Source organism: Hahella sp. KA22, assembly GCF_004135205.1.
GTDB lineage: Bacteria > Pseudomonadota > Gammaproteobacteria > Pseudomonadales > Oleiphilaceae > Hahella.
Genome location: NZ_CP035490.1, coordinates 4,872,850 through 4,890,926 on the forward strand (window position 1 = coordinate 4,872,850; position 18,077 = coordinate 4,890,926).

Consider the following 18,077-nt stretch of genomic DNA (forward strand, 5'->3'; position numbering starts at 1 on the left):
AAATTAATGCTCTACGAAAAAAAGCGACGCTTGCGATGGAAGAAAGATGGAAGAAATAAGAAAGGGGCGGTGGAAATCCGCCCCTGGAGAGAGTGAGTCGAATTAGATGGATTTCGCTTTTACGAAGAAGAACTCACCTGCTTCATGACCCGCGTATTTGATCGCGCCATAATCTGGGATCTGATCAATACCGAATTGCTGTGAACGCTTACGCACATCGCCGAGCACAGAGATAAACAGACGATTGCCGTCCATCAAACCGTTGTTGGTGTTCAACGCTTCGATAAACGCGCGGGCAAACACGGAGTGATCGCCGCCGCCGCTATCCAATACCGGACGCACGCCTCCGGATGTCAGCACGGTGCGAGCTTTGACGTCTACCATCAGCTCCAGCCACTCTTTCTGCAGTTCGTTTTCCGCCACTGCGCTCTGGCGCGCCACCGAGGCGGTAGACAGAGTGCCTGCGTAACAGGAGTCCGCCACCACCATCACATGCTTGGCTTTAAAGGTATTCAGCTGGTCGGAAATCGATACGTTGGACAACCAGTTCGCCGTATTGCCCGGCTCCGCGTCCACCGGCAGCCAGTAGCCGCGATCATTCTGCGCATCTAACTCGCCATGACCTGCATAGTAGATCAGCAGGTTGTCATGCTCCGTCAGTTTTTCACGCATTTCGTTTAACGCGGACAACAGCTCATAGCGCGTCGCGTTAAGCAGAAGTTTAGTGTTGAAGCCGTATTGCTTGCTCAGCATTTCTGCAATGGTGCGGGCGTCTTTTTCCGGTGTTTCCAGATCCGTGTAATAGGCGTAATCACGGTTACCAATCACCAGCGCGTAATAGCGACCAAAGCTGACGCCATCGAATTTAGGCGACTGCGAGCTGGCGTCAAATTCGATTTTCTGAGTGCGGGACTGATTCGCCGCCTGATCAAGGAACATGGAAAAGCCGAAACCGACGCGTTGATCCACTTTATCCGTTGCGTTCATGGCGACGTCTGTTTTACGCCCTTGTACCGGCACCTTGATAAAGAACAAGTTGAACTCATCCACATCAACTCTCTTGCCGTTCACCGTGAACGACTTCAAGCCTGCGGGGGAATCGACTTTACCGATAATCTCTTTCTCGCTCACCGCGTTGCGCAACAAGACAGTGGGGCCACTGCGAGTCAACGAAATAGGAGGATCAAGGATCTGGATGGAGGGCGGCGCCAGAGTGGGATCTAAGCTTGCTACTTCAAGCGTCGCAGTCTGAGTGGCCTGATTGGCTTTGTCACGCTCCTGCTTAGCCAGCTGTTCCGCCCTCGCCTTTTCGGCAGCGCGACGCTTCTCTTCCTCTGTTTGCGCCTTGTACTGCTCCAGCTTGCTTACTTCGCCTTGCAAATTAGACAGTTCTTTCTGCAGGGCATCATTCGCAACAATGGTGGACGCATATTGCAGATTGTCGCCATCCAGGCCTGAGGCGCGACGATACCAGTTCAACGCCATGATAGGGTCTTTATTAACCCCAAGCCCTTTTTCATAAAGGTTGCCCAGGTTGATCTGGGCCCGAGTGAAATTCTGGTCCGCGGCGCGGCGATACCAAACCGCCGCCACTTCATAATCCGGCGCCAGTCCCAAGCCTTTTTCATAAATCTCGCCGACATATGTCTGCGCTTCAGCATCCCCGGATTTGGCCTGCTCAAGCCAGACTTTCAACGCAGTAGAGTAATCGGCTCTATCAAAGGCCGTAAATTCGCCTCCTCGGATAGCGCACTCAGAGGCAGTCGTCTTAATCGGGCGGCGAGCAGTCAAAAATCGGGCATTGGCCCCTAACTGACGAATCTGCCCTGGCAACAGGCAGTCCACCACCATCAATTTGTCCGCTTCCGTTCCCTTGTCGCCAGCCTTATCCACCGGCTGACTGCTGCACGCAGCCAAGGCGCCCGCTGCGACCATGACAGGCAGCCCCCAGGGGGTACGCTTTTTTAATGACCTGTGCTGTTTACTGCTCATACCTTGTCTGCGTGTCATAATTCATCTCACTTTTATCAACGCTGCTGTACTGCCCTGGCGTCACCGCAAACGATGACGCCTCCTGCTTATCCGAACAGGCAACAGATAAAGCGACGTTCTCGCCCAAAACCCTGAACGCCGACGTCCGGCCTCCGCTCGATACAAAGAATAATTTTTTACAAATAAAGTATTGATCGCATCCAACGCCTGTGCAACGCGATTATTGTTTATCTTTGTCGGCTTATAGTTGCTTTTAGCTGAGAAACAGCGTCATTTATCTGCGGCCAATAGAGTCGCCAGTCGCTATGCTTCGCAGCAGGACCCAGCTGAAAAGTCGCTTGCTGCCGCGTTGCTTCCCTCTCTATCCACTCCGGCTTGACGGTTCTATCTTCGCTGGCGCCCCAATGCCATTGCCTGACATCGCGATTAAGAGGCGGCATAACAGCCGGGTCGAGAGATCCCGTCAACCTGGAGAAATTGTGCTCTGACGTCCATGCCCCCACATCTAAATTTCCAGATAGCGTCATCACCGCTGCAACATTACTCATCTGCGCCGCCAGCAGCATCGCCAGGGTCCCGCCGCCGCTATGTCCCAGCAATAGCAATGGGCGATCGCCAGCTTTCATTCGTAGAGCCTGAGCCATCGCCGCTACCACTGCCTCACTGTAGCGACCATGCGTATACCAATACGCGAAACAAGGCTGTGCTTCCGGCGGGTTTTCCCTATCCCAGGGCGCAGGCGGAACGCGACCTGATCTAGCTCCGAAATAGCAAGGCCTTCCTATATATAATGCTTCACCCGGCCATTGGCGATACCAGTCGAACATAAGAGGATCTGGAGACGTAGGATCGGAAGAGATGCGCCAAGGCCGACTCCAGGGCAGGCCATCCCCCTCTATCACAACAATCAGGAGCGCTTGTAAGGTGGATGCGTCAACCATTCTATCCTCCCCCGCAATTGCTTCATTCTTATACGCCAGCCACATATTAAAGTCGTCAGCGTTCACATAGCCCGCCACACCTTCTTTCACTTCGGGCGGCGTAGCGAGACCTGCACACCCGGTAACAAAAAAACACAATAAAGCCATCAGTAAGATAATGAATTTACCGCGTTTTTTTCCTTGGGGTGGGCAATGTAGAGCTTTCAACGCCCAACTGTACAGACCTGCTTTTTGCAAATTATTCCACCCTTAAACAAGCGCATTTCCGACCAGAAAGTAGACCTGAAAATCAGATCCGCCAAATGCACGACACACAGATAAACCATTCGCCCTAATCCCAAAAGGACTCTTTTAAAACAAAGGGCTAGCGCCAAAAAAGTAAGGGGTAAGCTAGCCTGAAAGCGAATACTTTAGTATATTAACCGGCCTTCCCGGAACCCTGGACAAGGGTTGTGAGAAGCCCCCTGCCAGCCGTGAAAAGCAAGGTTCACGACCGGCCGATGTCTTAAACAACATTGATTTCAGGGAAAAATCGGACATACTCCTCTATTTCCGAGCGCCGAACGATTTTATGGAGTAAATACATTATGGCGTCTGACAATATTATTGAGTTAGAGCCTTTCTTCTCGCCAATCAGTGACGAGAATCCATCCGGAACCGATCTAAGAGATGAAAACGACAGTGACTTCAGCGCCGCCAAGGCCGCGCGTCGCAAAGTCGTATCTCTGGCCAAGGCTGCGCGCTTTGACGCCAACGGTGAACTGGAGCTGGTTGAACAATGGCGGGAAATCCGTCGTCTCGCCCCAACTATTCTTAAACGCAAAAGCAAAGACCTTGAAGTCGCCGCCTGGTTTACCGAAGCATTACTGAAACTGGAAGGTTTCACCGGACTTCGCGATGGCCTCCAGATCATTAAAGGCTTGGTCGAAAACTTTTGGGACACGGTCTACCCACTTCCAGACGAAGATGGTGTGGAAACCCGCATCTATCCACTGATATCACTCAACGGCGAGGACGGTACAGGCACGCTGGTGCTGCCGATCAAAAATACGCCATTGACTGACGATACGGAAAACGTGCTGACCCTGACTTCCTATGGTCGTCTTCAGGACGCCCTGGACATCGAAGATCCAGAAGAGCGTATTCGCCGCTTTGAAGAATTGAGTCTTAGTGAGGATATTGTTAACCAACAGCTCCTCACTATCAGTCCTGACAAAGCGCAGAATACTTACGAAGATATTCAGCAAACGTTAGCGTTATGGCAAGAGATTGGCGAACTGGTCGACGCCAAATGCGCAGAGAGCGGCAGCAAAGCCAGCCTTCCCACCAGCGGCGTTAAGAATGCGCTGCAGGAAGTTGAAGAGCTGTATAAGCGCCTGATGAAAAACAAGCTGCTTTCCGATGATGATGAAGCGCCGATGCAAGCCGATGACGGCCAATCAGGCGGAAGCACAGGCGGAGGAGGCAGTCAGCAAATGAGAGGCGGCGTTGCGCACGGCCCCTTCAGAAGTCGTGAAGACGCCATCAATCATCTGTTGGTGATCGCCGAATATTTCCGCAAGACAGAACCGCATTCCCCCCTCTGCGGAGCCATTGAAAGAGCCGCCAGCTGGGGTAGAATGTCTATTCAAGAACTTCTCATGGAGCTGATACCTGACGAAGAAGCACGGGCGCGCTATGCTTTAATGACGGGTATTCAAATTGGCGAAGACGCAGCTCCTATCGGCCAGTTATCGCAAACGGCGAGAGCGGTCACCATTCCTGAGCCGAAGGCGAAAGCCGAAGGCGCATCCGAACCTGCGCAAAGCTCCGGTGAAAACTGGGATAGCGGCGGAGGCGGCGACAGTAGTTGGTGACAAATCAACATATTAAAGGGTTAAAATTTTTTTTGACGCTTAACCGGATACCTACAGCTAAATCAAAGAGGACCTAATAATGTCAGATAGCCTACAGGATAAATTAAACAGAGTCCGCAAACCGCGAGTGCACATTACCTATGATGTGGAAACTGGTGGTGCGGAAGTTAAAAAAGAGCTGCCATTTGTAGTTGGGGTCATGGGCGATTACTCAGGCGACAACACTGACGCCAAGAAATCCCTGAAGGAACGTAAGTTCGTCAATATTGACCGTGACAACTTCAACGAAATCATGGAGAAAGTCTCTCCAACTCTGGACCTCAAAGTAGCAGACGAAATTTCTGGCGACCCTGACAAACAAGTAGGCATGAGTCTCGCCTTCAATTCCATTGAAGATTTCGAACCCCAGAACATCGTTAAACAAATTCCGGCGCTGAAAGAGTTGCTGGAAGCGCGTAACCGCCTGCGCGATCTGCTGAGCAAGGCTGACCGCTCTGAAGAACTGGAAGGGTTGCTGGAGCAGGTTCTGTCTGACGCAGACAAGATGGCGGTATTGAGCAAAGAAGTGGAAGAGCGTAGCCCGGCCAAAGATGAAGACGGAGGAGATGCCTAATGAGCGACGCAGAATTACAAGGTCAGGAATCCGGAGCAGCGGAAGAGTCCAGCTCCAGTCTGCTGGACATGGCGATTACCGCCACCAAGCAAACCGAACCAGAGCAGGCTCAAGACCTGATCGCTAACCTGGCGAAACAAGCTGGCGCAGGTATGGTCAAATGGGACCGCAACCTCACCGTCACCATCAATAAAGCGATCGATCAGATCGACGCGCTGATGTCCAAGCAATTAGCGGCCATCATGCACGAAGACAAGTTTCAGAAGCTGGAAGGCTCCTGGCGCGGTCTGCACCACCTGATCATGAATTCCGAGACCAGCTCTTCGCTGAAAATCCGTATGCTGAACATCGGCAAGCGTGAGCTGTACAAAGACCTGGACAAAGCAGTTGAATTCGACCAAAGCCAGATCTTCAAGAAGATCTACGAGTCTGAATTCGGCACCGCGGGCGGCGAACCTTACGGCGCGCTGATCGGCGACTTTGAATTCTCCAACCATCCAGAAGACGTGGAGTTGCTGCAAAACATGGCAGGCGTTTCCGCCGCTGGTTTCTGCCCCTTCATTTCCGCCGCTGGCCCACAGATGTTCGGCTTTGATGACTTCACCGAACTCTCTACCCCGCGCGATCTGGAGAAAATATTTGAAACTCAGGAATACATCCCCTGGCGCAGTTTCCGGGATTCCGACGACTCCCGTTTCGTAACCCTGGTTATGCCGCGCGTACTGTCTCGCATGCCTTACGGCAGAAACGGCAAGTCCATCGAAGACTTCAACTACGAAGAGCTGCCGATCGACTCCAAAACTGGCAAAGCCGCGAACGTCGAGCACGACAAGTTTGCGTGGATGAACGCCGCCTACGTTATGGGCACCACCCTGACTCAGGCTTTTGCAGAACACGGCTGGTGTGTAGCGATCCGTGGCGCGGAAAATGGCGGTAAAGTAACTGGCCTGCCTTCTCATTTATTCGTCAGCGATGACGGCGACGTTGACCAGAAGTGCCCGACCGAAGTGGGCATCACTGAACGTCGTGAAGCTGAATTGTCCAAACAAGGCTTCCTGCCGCTGTTGCACTACAAGAATACTGACTATGCCGTATTCTTCGGTTCACAGACCTGCCAGAAGGCCAAGAAGTTCGACAAAGCCGACGCGACCGCAAACGCAGCGATCTCCGCAAGACTGCCTTACATCATGGCAACCTCGCGCGTCGCTCACTACCTGAAGGTAATGGCTCGCGACAAGATTGGCTCCTTCATGGACGCCAAAGGCGCAGAACGTTGGTTGAACAACTGGATCAACACTTACTGCAACAGCAATCCGGACGCATCGCCCGAATCCAAGGCGAAATATCCATTGGCTGAAGCGCGCGTTGAGGTTAAAGAGAACCCAGAATCTCCTGGTTCTTTCAGCGCCGTTGCTCACTTGCGCCCATGGCTGCAAATGGAAGAGCTCACCACTTCTCTACGTCTGGTTGCGGAAATTCCTAAGTCCGGTTGATAAAACCGCTCAGGAACAGTAAGCGACATGCTTGGGCCGGGCTTGCTCTCTTAGAGCGCAAGTCCGGCTTAAATTTTAGAATTAAACCAATAAATAAACGTTCTCCGGGCAGACTTACGCAAATCCAAGATGCAGAATAAAGTATCTCCAAACGACAACCCCATGCCGTTTACCTACGGAGTTGTGCAGAAGCGCACGCAGGGGCCAAGCTCCGCCGAAGTGATCGCGCTCAAGAAGATACTTCAACTGATTAAACTTCCAGACTGGTGTTACGAGGACAAAGCCGCCGGTAAGCCGCTGGATTACGACTATCTGATTCTTTGGCTGCAAAGAGCCGTCGCCCAGATCGACAACAAGATCATCAACCAGGTTAACCATATCCTTCACCACAGCAAGTTTCAGGATTTAGAGCGCGCCTGGCGCAGCCTGTATGACGTGGTGAGTTATTCATATGGTCGCAAACTGGTGAAGATCCGTTTTCTGGATATCACCTGGTCGGAAATCACCAAAGACGTAAATCGCTCCGTGGAGTTCGACCAAAGTCAGTTATTCCACAAGATATACAGCGAAGAATACGATGTGCCTGGGGGCGAGCCCTACGGCATCATCTTGATGAATTTTGAGGTGGCCCATAAACCCTTTGCGGGACACCGTTTTAACGATATTCCCACTCTGGAGCGTCTGGCGGAAATCGGCGCAGCGTCCTTCTCGCCGATACTGCTTAACGCCGCGCCCCAGTTGTTTGAAATGGCGAGTTTCCCGGAAATCACCAGCCCGATCAGCCTGAAGCAACTTTTCAGCGAGCAGGACTACATTTCCTGGAACAGTTTGCGCGATCACCCTGACACGCGCTTTTTGGGACTGACAATGCCCCGCGTACTGATCCGCAACCCCTACTCTATTCAAATCGCCCCGCATGGCGGGCTGCTTTTCTCAGAAAAGCGCGCCCAGGCCTCCAATGAAAACTACTTGTGGGGATACGCCAACTTTGCGTTGGCCAAGGTATTAATACGCGAATTTACTGAAGTAGGCTGGTTTTCGCATATTCGCGGTTTACTTCGCGATCACATGGCGGGCGGCGCCGTCGACAATCTGGTCGTGGACGCTTTTGCTACGGACGCCAAGAAAATCGCGCATAAGCCGATTGTTGACGCCGTTTTTTCCGACGAACGCGAACGCGCGCTTAGTGAGCATGGACTCATTGCGCTCTGTCAGTGTTACGACGTTCCCATGGGCGTGTTTTACAGCACCCCTACCCTGCACCGTCCGAAAGTATTTCAGGACCGGATCGCCAGCGCCAACTCCAGACTATCCTCACTGCTACAGCATGTTTTGTGCGGCTCCCGCTTCGCCCACTATATCAAAGTGATTACCCGCGATATGATCGGCTCTGTCAGGCGGGCGGAAGACTGCGAGCGTGAACTACAACGTTGGCTGACTCAATATGTCACCTCACAGGAAGATGCGGACTGGTTCATGCAGGCGCGCTATCCATTGCGTGAAGGCTCGGTGCAGGTCAAAGAGATTCCCGAGAAGCCAGGCTCCTTCGCCACTACTATTTACTTGCGCCCACATTATCAGGCCGATCGCCTGGTCTCGGAGCTGCATCTGACGACAGAGGTTAACACCGCTAGTTAAGGGATTCGGATGACGAAAATAAGTAAGAGCCAAAAACTGCGCCCTTCGGTGCTGGACCGGCTGATAGATGAGAGGCCGGACCTGAAAGTAGAACCGGAAAAGAATCGCCATCAGGTGCTCAACGAGCTCCGCGAATCCGTGCGCCGCGATCTTGAGGACCTCCTCAACACGCGCTATCGGCCCATCTCCGCATCTGACAACCTGCGTCAGTTGGACGAGTCGCTGATCAATTACGGCCTGCCCGACCTGCATACTATCAACTTCCTTAGTGCGGAAGGTAAAAGTCAGTTCTGCCGCACAGTGGAACAACATATCGCCATGTTTGAGCCCCGCTTTAAGTCCGTCAGGGTCATCACCCTGGATGAGGACTGGGCGGAGGGCGCCACCTTGCATTTCCGCATCGAGGCGGTGTTGTTCGCCGAACCTGCTCCCGAGGAAATCTCCTTTGATTCCTCCCTGGAGCCGATTTCGGCTATCGTCAACGTTCAGGAGGCGCGTTAATGAGCGACGAATTATTACCCTATTACGAGAAGGAACTGGCCTACCTGCGCCAGTCCGGCGCGGAATTCGCCCGCGTCCATCCCAAAATCGCCGGTCGTTTGCGCATTTCCGGCGACGTGGTGGAAGACCCCCACGTTTCGCGTCTATTGGAAGGCGTCGCGTATTTAAACGCTCGTATTCAATATCGTTTGGAGGATGACTTTTCCGAACTTTCCGACGCCCTGCTCGACCAGCTCTATCCACACTATTTGCGCCCGATCCCTTCTATGGCGGTAGTGCAGTTCAGGGCGGCGAAAGATCTGGACGGTCCGTTACATGTCGCACGTCATTCACGTCTGGAAAGCGATGTTTTCCAGAATAAGGTGTGCCGTTTCAGCACCGGTTATGACCTGGATCTGTTGCCTGTCGAAGTCACCAAAGCGAGCCTCAAGGAACGCCCCTTTATCGCTCCCGGTTCGCAAACCGTACAAGGCGCTTCCGCGGTAATTCACGTACGTCTGGAAGGCTTCGCGCCAGAAATCGATTTGGGTCAACTGCCGCTGGATAAAATCCGCTTTTTCCTGCGCGGCCAGTCGCAATACGCCTATTCGCTCTATGAGCTGCTGATGAATCACTGCGTGCAGATTGTCGCCTCCAAAGGCGCTGACGACGTCAACCCGATGTTCCTGCACAGCAGTTGCCTGCAGCCCGTTGGTTTCGCCGAAGAAGAAGCATTGATTCCGACGCCGCCGCAATCCTTCCCGGGTTATCGCCTGCTTACCGAATACATGGTGTTCCCGGAAAAATTCCTGTTCGTCGACCTGACCGGCCTTGGCGAACGCTTGAATGAAAAATTCGGCCCCAATCTGGATTTGTATTTCTATCTGAACAAATCCCATGCGGAGCTGGAACGCAATCTGGAAGCCAGTAACTTCGCCCTGGGCTGCACGCCGATCATCAATCTTTTCAAACATCGCGCCGAGCCCATTGATATCGAGCATGATCAGTACAGCTATCCGATCATTCCCGATGCGCGTTTCCCGGATAACTATGAAGTGTATTCCATCGATCGTGTCCAAGGTTTAACCGGCGATGGCAAGAAAAAGGAATACAAGCCCTTTTATGGCTTAAGTCACTTTGATATCGGTCGAGAAACTCAGCTTTTCTGGCATGCCCAGCGCTACCCTAAAATTGGCGGCGAGCTTGGCAACGAACCCGGCAGCGAGCTGGAAATATCTCTCGTGGACCTGAATTACGCGCCAGCGAATTTGTCCGACGAGACCCTGACCGTCGACGTAATGTGCTTCAATCGCAATACGCCGGAGAAACTGCCCTTTGGCGGCGGACAGCCTCGCTTCACCTGCCTGGACGTGGGTGTTTCCTTGCGCGGCATCGACTCTTTGACGCACCTGACGCCCACAGTACGACCGCCGTTGCGGGATGGCGCGCGCTGGCGTCTTGTGTCGCATCTGACATTAAACTATTTATCGCTCGATAGTCCGGAAGCCATTGACGTACTTAAAGAAATTTTGGCGCTATATGATTTTCAGGACAGTGCGGCCTCACGGGCGATCATCGCCGCCGTGGTCAACGTACAGACCCGGCCGATGACGGCGCCGATCACAATCGGCGGCAAAACTACCGTGTGCCGTGGGGTGGAAATCGAAGTCACCTTTGACGACAACCTGATGTCAGGCAACAGCACCTTCCTGTTCGCCTCGATACTGGAAAGGTTCTTCGCCATGTATTGTTCGATTAACGCGTTCACCCGATTAATTGCCCGAATCAAAGGGCGACAGGATATTCTCAAGAAATGGCCACCGAGAATCGGCTCCCAGCCTCTCATCTAACCAAACGGCTGCAGCAGGACCCCTGGCGGTTCGATTTTTTCCAGCTGGTGCGTCTGCTGGAGCATTTCGATCCGCAGGATGCGCGACCTCGCACTCCTCTGGGCGGATTTTACCCGCCCAGGAACGAGCCCGTGCGCTTCGTCGTGAATCCCAGCATGGGCTTCGAGGGCGGTGCTGTAGACAAGATCACCCGCGGCGGAGATAAGTCGCTGGCGTCTCGCGATCAGTGGGCGATGTCTGTGAATTTCTGGGGACTGGTCGGCTCGCGCGGCGTACTGCCGTTCCATTATCGCGACCTGATTTTGCAGCGTCTGCGGCAGAAAGATAAGTCGATGAAGCACTTCTTCGACTTATTGGACCACCGCACCCTGTCGCTGTTTTATCGCTCCTGGAAAAAGTACCGCATTCCGCTCACTTTTGAGGCTAACCACCAGCTTGACCCCAAATACAACCGCGACCGACATGCGGAGATGATCAAAGGGCTGATGGGCCTGGCCAGCATGCGCAGCGCCAAGTTCTATCAATCGTCCGGCGATATCTTCAACGTCGCCGGACTGATGAGCCGGGGCGTGTGTTCCGCTGAGGCGCTGTCGCAAGCCATCCGACAGCATTTTGGCCTCAAGGTGAGCATCCTGCACTTCCGCGGACAATGGCGACGCATGCCGGACGACGTGCAAACCCGCCTGGGGGGCAGCCGCTTCCCCGGCGTGAATCACTGTCTGGGACAGCAGGCCATTCTGGGTGAGAAGACCTGGTCGGTGCAGAACCGTTTCACCGTCCACTTCGACGACATCGACTACCCACGTTTCCTGTCCATCGTCTCCGGCACGGAAATCCTGGGAGCCATGTACAAGCTGATTCGAACTATGGCGGGGGTTGCTCTAGACTTTGACTTATCGCTTAAAGTCCGGCAGGACCGACTGCCAAACAGCCAGCTTGCACACCCGACGGCGCCGCCGTTGCTGGGCTGGAACTCAAAACTGTTTTCAACACGACAACAAGATCGGTTCATTACCGTGTCTGTATCCCGGCACGCAATGCAGCGAACTATAGAAAGACTACAAAAGAAAAGGGAAACCTTATGATTGAGTTAAACTTACGCCAACTCATTGAACCCACCACTTCCGTCGTACGCAAATCGCTGGAAGATGGCTTGCGTCTGGCCCAGCAGGAGCGTCACAGCTCACTGGAAATCGAACATGTGCTGCTGAAGGTGCTGGAGCAAAGCGACAGCGACCTGGACCGAGTGCTTGAACAGCTGGGCGTCGACATCGGCAAAATCAGCAGAGAACTGAGCCAGACCGTAGGCAAATTCCACCGCGACAATCCCCGGGATATGGTTCCCTTTTCGCCATTGGTGGTGGATGCGCTGAAAGCCGGCTGGCTGCTGGCGTCAGTGGAAATGGGCGTAAATTTCATCAGCTCCGCGCACCTGTTCGCAGCGATCATGTCGCACAACACTATGCGCAACCAGTTGCTGAGCTCAGTCAAAACCTTGCAGGAAATCTCCCTGGAGAAAGTATTGCCGGCGGTAAAAGCCGTCACAGGACAATCTTCCGAGAGCCGCGCCTACCTGAAGGCGGCCGCGGGCGGCGGCGCTCCAGCCGCGCCAACAGCGCAAGGCGGCGCGTTGCAGAAATATACCGTCAACCTGACCGAAAGAGCGCTGAACAACGAAATCGATCCAGTACTGGGTCGCGACCCGGAAATTCGTCAGTGTATCGACATCCTGACCCGTCGCCGTCAGAACAACCCCATCCTGACCGGTGAGGCCGGCGTTGGTAAGACTGCAGTCGTTGAAGGCCTGGCGCTGCGCATTGCGCAAAAAGACGTACCGGAACCCCTGCAGGGCGTACATATCCATGTTCTGGATCTGGGCTTGTTGCAAGCCGGCGCCAGCATGAAAGGCGAATTCGAGCAGCGCCTGAAATCCGTTATTGAGGAAGTCAAAGCGTCTCCTGTGCCCATCATCATGTTTATCGATGAAGCGCACACTATGATCGGCGCGGGCGGCAAAGAAGGCCAAGGCGACGCCGCCAACCTGCTCAAGCCTGCGCTGGCGCGCGGCGAACTGCGCACTATCGCCGCCACCACCTGGGCGGAATACAAAAAATACTTCGAACGCGACCCTGCGCTGACCCGCCGCTTCCAGGTGGTGAAAGTGGAAGAGCCGTCTGAAACCGTTGCGATCGACATGCTGCGCGGCATTTCGAAAATCCTGGCGATACACCACAATGTGCGCATTTCTGATGACGCTATTATCCAGGCGGTGAAACTATCCGCCCGTTACATTCCCGGCCGTCAGTTGCCGGACAAGGGCGTGAGTCTGCTCGACACCGCCTGCGCCCGCGTATCCCTGAGCCAAAGCGCTACGCCGTCTTTGATTGAGGACACCCGTCGCCGCATTCAACAGATCGACACCAACCTTGACCTGATTTCCCAGGAAAATATCTCTTCCGGCGAATATCACGAAACGTTGGATCTGCTCACTGAAGAAAAAGCCGCTCTGGAAACGTCTCTCGCCGCGCAAACTGAACAGTGGGAGAAAGAAAAAGACCTGATCGCCAAGATCCTGGATGTGCGCACCAAGCTGGAACAAGACTTCCAGGCCAAGAAAGGCGCTGAAGACGCCGGCGACCGCCTGAGCGACGAAGAAGTCGCGGAGCTGCAGGTGGAGTTCAAGAACCTGTTCGCCGCTCTGGCGTCCGCGCAGGGAGATCAGCCGCTAATGATGCCTCATGTGGACGGCCAGGCCGTGGCGGAAGTTGTCGCCAACTGGACCGGCATCCCTGTTGGCAAGATGGTGAGCGACGAGATCAACGGCATTCTTAACCTGCATGAGCAGTTGGAAAAACGCGTTATCGGTCAGTCCCACGCTCTGGAAGCCGTCGCCCAGGCGATTCGCACTTCCCGCGCAGGCCTGACGGACCCACGCAAGCCCATCGGCGTCTTCCTGATGGTCGGCCCTTCCGGCGTAGGCAAGACCGAAACCGCGCTGGCGCTGGCGGACACCCTGTTCGGCGGTGAGCAGAACCTGACTGTCATCAACATGTCCGAGTTTAAAGAAGAGCACAAAGTCTCCATGCTGCTGGGTTCTCCTCCCGGATATGTGGGTTATGGCGAAGGCGGCGTGTTGACGGAAGCCGCACGCCGGAAGCCGTACTCGGTCATCCTGCTGGACGAAATGGAAAAAGCCCATCAGGGCGTGCAGGACGTGTTCTACAACCTGTTCGACAAGGGCACCATCAAAGATGGCGAAGGCCGCGACATCGACTTCAAGAACACCGTCATCATCATGACGTCCAACGCTGGCGAAGAAGCAATTCGCGCTATCTGCTCGCAGTCTGAAGAGAAGCCGGAGCCGGATGTCATGCTCGACAGCATGCGTCATGAGCTGCTGAAGTACTTCAAGCCCGCATTTATGGGCCGCGCCAACGTTATTACGTATTATCCGTTAGACGACGAGAATCTGTTCAAAATCTGTCGTATCAACATGGATCGTATTGCGCGGAGAGTACGCAATCACTACGGCGCCGCATTCACCTACGACGAAGACGTGTTGCTCAACATCGTCGCCCGTTCGCAGGAAGTGGATACCGGCGCGCGTAATATCGAACATATACTGAACCGCACCGTGCTGCCTGAACTGTCCACCGAATGTCTAAGCAGACTGGCGAACGGGGAGCACATCGAGCATATCCACATCAGCGCCACGGAAGAAGGTAACTTCGGTTATCTGTTCAATGCCGAGGCAGCGGCCGCAGCGTCTGCGGAACCGCAGGCGGTAGTGGAGACTGATGTCGATGCAGACGTGGATGCCGATGCGGACGCAGCCGAATAATTAACAGGAGTGCAACTGGACGCGCATGGCGAGAAAAACACGATTTAATCTTACCGGCCATCCACAACTTATCATGCAGCGGGGGCACAATCGCCTCCCCTGCTTTTTTGATAAAGAGGATTATCTGTACTTCCTTGAGTGCGTGGGCAAGGCATCTGAACAATATCAGTGTTACGTGCATGCGTACGTGTTGCTGAAAAATGAGTTCAACTTGCTGGTCACGCCGCACATTGAAAACGGCATCCCTCAGATGATGCAGTCTTTGGGACGCCGTTACGTGCAGTATGTGAATCACCGCTACCATCGTAGCGGCACGCTGTGGGAAGGCCGTTATAAATCCAGTCTGATTGATTCCTCCGGCTATATGCTGACGTGCTATCGCTATATCGACGCCCTGGCCGTGTTTCGCGGCCTGGCGCCGAACGAATCGGAATATCCCTGGTCAAGCTATCATGCGCACGCCAGGGGCGAAGACGAACTCGGCCTGATTCGTAACCATCCCATGTATACCGATCTCGGGGATGATGCGGAAGAACGTCAGCAATCGTTCCTGGATCTCATGCAGTACGAGATGGAGCCCTGGATACGCCGGCATATCGAGCAGACATTACTCAATGAACTGGTATTAGGCGGAGACCGCTTCATCAATCAGATTGAAGATCTGGTGGACCGACCTGTCCGGCCGATGAAACGCGGCCGCCCCCCGAAAGACGCAGCGAAATCCTGATCGGATTCGCTCAGTCCCAATGTACATGGAGGCGCAATGAAACCAAGAATCAGCATGATCACACTGGGCGTTGAGGATTTGCAGCGCTCCGTGGACTTCTATGAGAACGGCCTGGGTTTACCCAGGATGCCGATGGAAAGCGCCAATGTGGCGTTTTTCACGCTCAACGGGACTTGGCTGGGCCTCTACCCTCGCCATCTGTTGGCGGAGGATGCAATGGTTCCCGACAATGGCTCCGGCTTCAAAGGCGTCACCCTCGCCCATAATCTGGCGTCCAAGGAAGAAGTGGACGCACAGATCCGGCAAGCCGTCGAAGTCGGAGCCAAACTGGTCAAACCCGCAGAGGACACCTTCTGGGGCGGCTACTCCGGCTACTTCGCCGATCCCGACGGCCACCTGTGGGAAATCGCCTGGAATCCTCACGCCTGGGTTGGCCCTGAAGATAATTAAGTCTAATCGTTACAGGAAGATATACCCGCTAAACCGTGAAAGCTGACGGTAATCCGGTAGCGGGTTATTTCTTTGCAAGCCCACTGGCGCCATATCTGCCTACCCACCTGCCTGCCTTTCACCTCAGTCCATCATCTGCATTTCAGGCAATTCACCAAGCAAGCTCGGTATGCGTCTGGTTTCTTCCGTCAGGAAATCCAGTAACAGCTGGGTGCGTCTAAGCAGGATATTGCGGTCGTTCCAAACCACATGCACTTCCCTGTTGGCTCCCTCCCAATCACTCAGTATCTGTCGCAGGTCGCCGCGTTGCAGGTCCTCCCAGACCAGTGAGACAGGACATAACATCCACCCGCCGCAGGCTTTTAGGATATCAACCGCCAGGGAGAGGTCATTGATGTGAGCGCGAGGACGCCAGTCGATATTCACCATCTCGCCTGTACGGCGATGACGCAGACGGCGAATACTCTCGGATACTGAAGCTACCCAAGGCCAGCGTCCCAGCTCTGAAGGGGCTAAATCTGCGCCTTGCGCCTCGATTTCCGCAGCAGTATCCGGTGTCGCCACCAGCACCGTGCGGATGGACCCAAGGAGTCGTTGCCGTAATGCAGAATTGGCGAGCGGACCGACGCGAACCGCCAGCTCCGCTTGCGAGCCGGTGAAATCTTCCACCCTGTTATTTAGCTGCAAAGTCAGCTGAATATTGGGATAGCGGGACATAAACACCCCCCACAAAGGACGTAGAGGCCCATTGGCCAAATTCACCGGGGCCAGCACTCGGATTTCACCCTCTTCGGCCGAAATATCCTTTTTTATCAAGGCCATCTGTTTATCGAGACTGGACAGATGCAGGTACGATTCATCAAATACCTTGCGCCCTGCGGGGGTCAGTTGCAATCGTCGTGCGGACCGATGCAGTAACTGGCATCCCAGTTCCGCCTCCAGCTTCTGCACCCGCCTCGTTAACGTCGGCGCAGGAACCCCGGCAGCCGCAGCTGCTTTAGAAAAACCGCCTAGTTCCGCCACTTTTATGAATAACGCCAAGTCATCAAACATGATTTCAAATTTGGAATTTAAGATTTGATTTATGTGTATATATTCTATTTATGAATGGCAATAGCATGTCCACCTTAGTTAATCACGTCAACCCATCACAAGGATTAAGAGGTCGAACATGCCCCACCATCTAACCGCCCACATTCGCGCTACAGAAGGTAGCGACCCGGATTTAGTCCGTCAGGAGCTGGCGCAACTGGAGGCGGACACACAGAAAGAGTTAGGCTGTCTGACCTTCCAGGTTTTCCAGGACGCCGCCGCCCCTACTCGCTTTATCCTTTGGGAGTCATGGATAAGCCCAAAGGCGCTGGACCAGCACTTCACCTATGCGCACACCCAGCGCTATATGGCGCTCAACCTGACGCAAGTCGAGAAAGTAGTCGTACATTCGCCAGTTAATCAAAACGCTAGTTGACTGGCAAACCCTATGCTCCGTTCATAATCAGCAGGAGAACTTTATGTCGGTAAAATTTCGTCTTTTCTACAGCCTGACCATGTCCTTGGCCCTCAGCTTTCTGATGAGCGCATGGGTGACTTTTCTCAATCTGGGTTTACAAAGGGATTTCACCGCGCACTGGATGCACGCCTTTCTGCTGGCGTGGCCGACCGCTTTCGCCATCGCCTTCGCGCTGGGGCCGACGGTCAATAAAGTCACTGAGAAGCTGATGGCGGCGAGCGCCACATTAAGCCGCAGATCAGGTTCTTAACCTATAAAAGCTCATATAGTGAGAGTCGACTCATGGAAAACAAGCCACCGATCCGGCGTCAAAATTACGCGGCGCTGGGGCAGTCCGTTGGGCCTTATTGTCACGCTACCGCATTCAACAGCCTGCTGTTCATCAGTGGGCTGACAGCGTATGACGGCAGTGGCGTCAGCAAACCAATGGCACAACAGATCGACGCTATTTTCACTCAAATCAGGCGCATCACTGAGGCAGAGGGCGTTGGTTTGGACAGGATTCTAAAGGTCACGGTCTACATCAAGTCCACCGAACATCTGGCGCTGGTGAGGGAAGGCCTCAACAGGCATTATCAGGGCGCCTACCCCGCCAGTACGCTGGTGGAAGTCAGTCGCTTTTTCTCTCCCGAGGTGGATATTGAGATTGAAGCAGTGGTGGCGCTTTAACAACGCCGCCACCTTCA

At 54.0% G+C, this 18,077-nt stretch carries 16 protein-coding genes; 13 read left to right on the forward strand and 3 right to left on the reverse strand.

Annotation, left to right across the window (positions count from 1 at the left end; genetic code table 11):
- Window positions 1-102: 102 nt before the first annotated feature.
- Both EUZ85_RS21430 and EUZ85_RS21435 read right to left on the reverse strand, forming a co-directional pair.
- A complete protein-coding gene (locus EUZ85_RS21430; RefSeq protein WP_241566820.1) occupies window positions 103-1,992 on the reverse strand; it encodes a caspase family protein in 1,890 nt (629 codons plus the stop codon).
- A gap of 227 nt (window positions 1,993-2,219) precedes the next feature.
- Window positions 2,220-3,080 (reverse strand): alpha/beta fold hydrolase, encoded by an 861-nt coding sequence (locus EUZ85_RS21435; protein WP_127971755.1) that lies wholly within the window; start codon window positions 3,078-3,080, stop codon window positions 2,220-2,222.
- Window positions 3,081-3,520: 440 nt separating this feature from the next.
- Between EUZ85_RS21435 and tssA the strand changes: the two genes are divergently transcribed.
- The 10 genes from tssA (at window position 3,521) to EUZ85_RS21485 (ending at window position 15,881) form a co-directional block, all read left to right on the forward strand.
- A complete protein-coding gene (gene tssA / locus EUZ85_RS21440) occupies window positions 3,521-4,789 on the forward strand; it encodes a type VI secretion system protein TssA (protein WP_127971758.1) in 1,269 nt (422 codons plus the stop codon).
- Window positions 4,790-4,868: 79 nt separating this feature from the next.
- Window positions 4,869-5,402: a type VI secretion system contractile sheath small subunit gene (gene tssB, locus EUZ85_RS21445; RefSeq protein WP_011398021.1), complete on the forward strand. Its 534-nt coding sequence runs from the start codon at window positions 4,869-4,871 to the stop codon at window positions 5,400-5,402.
- On the forward strand, window positions 5,402-6,895 hold the full coding sequence (gene tssC / locus EUZ85_RS21450) for a type VI secretion system contractile sheath large subunit (RefSeq protein WP_127971760.1): 1,494 nt from the start codon (window positions 5,402-5,404) through the stop codon (window positions 6,893-6,895). Before tssB ends, tssC (EUZ85_RS21450) begins: the two co-directional genes overlap by 1 nt.
- 129 nt (window positions 6,896-7,024) lie before the next feature.
- Window positions 7,025-8,533 carry a type VI secretion system contractile sheath large subunit gene (tssC, locus tag EUZ85_RS21455; protein ID WP_127971762.1) on the forward strand — a complete coding sequence of 503 codons (1,509 nt, stop codon included), beginning with the start codon at window positions 7,025-7,027 and terminating at the stop codon, window positions 8,531-8,533.
- Between the two features lie 9 nt (window positions 8,534-8,542).
- A complete protein-coding gene (tssE, locus tag EUZ85_RS21460) occupies window positions 8,543-9,034 on the forward strand; it encodes a type VI secretion system baseplate subunit TssE (protein ID WP_011398024.1) in 492 nt (163 codons plus the stop codon).
- Window positions 9,034-10,863: a type VI secretion system baseplate subunit TssF gene (tssF, locus tag EUZ85_RS21465; protein ID WP_127971764.1), complete on the forward strand. Its 1,830-nt coding sequence runs from the start codon at window positions 9,034-9,036 to the stop codon at window positions 10,861-10,863. The genes tssE and tssF overlap by 1 nt, the downstream gene beginning before the upstream one ends.
- On the forward strand, window positions 10,827-11,948 hold the full coding sequence (gene tssG, locus EUZ85_RS21470) for a type VI secretion system baseplate subunit TssG (protein WP_127971766.1): 1,122 nt from the start codon (window positions 10,827-10,829) through the stop codon (window positions 11,946-11,948). Before tssF ends, tssG begins: the two co-directional genes overlap by 37 nt.
- Window positions 11,945-14,704: a type VI secretion system ATPase TssH gene (tssH, locus tag EUZ85_RS21475; protein WP_127971768.1), complete on the forward strand. Its 2,760-nt coding sequence runs from the start codon at window positions 11,945-11,947 to the stop codon at window positions 14,702-14,704. The genes tssG and tssH overlap by 4 nt, the downstream gene beginning before the upstream one ends.
- Window positions 14,705-14,729: 25 nt before the next feature.
- Window positions 14,730-15,431 (forward strand): transposase, encoded by a 702-nt coding sequence (locus EUZ85_RS21480; protein WP_127971770.1) that lies wholly within the window; start codon window positions 14,730-14,732, stop codon window positions 15,429-15,431.
- 36 nt (window positions 15,432-15,467) lie between these two features.
- The gene (locus EUZ85_RS21485) at window positions 15,468-15,881 is read left to right on the forward strand and encodes a VOC family protein (protein WP_127971772.1); all 414 of its coding nucleotides are present in this window, start codon (window positions 15,468-15,470) and stop codon (window positions 15,879-15,881) included.
- 123 nt (window positions 15,882-16,004) lie between these two features.
- Here the strand turns inward: EUZ85_RS21485 and EUZ85_RS21490 are convergent, their stop codons facing one another.
- Window positions 16,005-16,934 carry a LysR family transcriptional regulator gene (locus EUZ85_RS21490; RefSeq protein WP_127971774.1) on the reverse strand — a complete coding sequence of 310 codons (930 nt, stop codon included), beginning with the start codon at window positions 16,932-16,934 and terminating at the stop codon, window positions 16,005-16,007.
- A 118-nt stretch (window positions 16,935-17,052) separates the two neighbouring features.
- Here EUZ85_RS21490 and EUZ85_RS21495 point away from each other — a divergent pair, with 118 nt between their 5' ends.
- The 3 genes from EUZ85_RS21495 to EUZ85_RS21505 are packed head-to-tail and all read left to right on the forward strand — an operon-like array spanning window position 17,053 to window position 18,060.
- The gene (locus EUZ85_RS21495) at window positions 17,053-17,349 is read left to right on the forward strand and encodes a putative quinol monooxygenase (RefSeq protein ID WP_127971776.1); all 297 of its coding nucleotides are present in this window, start codon (window positions 17,053-17,055) and stop codon (window positions 17,347-17,349) included.
- The gene (locus EUZ85_RS21500) at window positions 17,333-17,641 is read left to right on the forward strand and encodes a DUF2798 domain-containing protein (RefSeq protein ID WP_305000049.1); all 309 of its coding nucleotides are present in this window, start codon (window positions 17,333-17,335) and stop codon (window positions 17,639-17,641) included. Before EUZ85_RS21495 ends, EUZ85_RS21500 begins: the two co-directional genes overlap by 17 nt.
- A 32-nt stretch (window positions 17,642-17,673) precedes the next feature.
- The gene (locus EUZ85_RS21505; protein ID WP_127971781.1) at window positions 17,674-18,060 is read left to right on the forward strand and encodes a RidA family protein; all 387 of its coding nucleotides are present in this window, start codon (window positions 17,674-17,676) and stop codon (window positions 18,058-18,060) included.
- Window positions 18,061-18,077 lie beyond the last annotated feature (17 nt).